Annotated in this window: 1 protein-coding gene; it reads right to left on the reverse strand. The window is 69.5% G+C overall.

The window, feature by feature from the left end; genetic code table 11:
* Nucleotides 1–227, reverse strand: a 227-nt coding sequence (locus ACPYOG_RS20395) for a putative Ig domain-containing protein (RefSeq protein ID WP_481295897.1), incomplete at its 3' end; no start/stop codon positions are given.
* Between the last annotated feature and the right edge of the window lie 16 nt (nt 228–243).

Genomic DNA, 243 nt, shown 5'->3' on the forward strand with positions numbered 1-243 from the left:
GTGCCAGGCTGCGTAGGCGTGCCGCCAATCATGCGGCTGTTGGCGTCCCACCACAGGCCCGGCGGCAACGCGGAGAGCTGGTAGGTGACCGGATCGCCATCCGGGTCGGGGAACGCGGGGAGGACCACGCCGACGCCGGTGCCCACCTGCATCGACAGATTGCCAATGCTCGGCACGCTCGGCGCGTTGTTGGCCTGTACAGTAAGCACGAAGCTGTAGGCGCCCACGCCGCCGCGTCCGTCG

It is taken from the genome of Leifsonia sp. HAY1-4F, assembly GCF_056755275.1.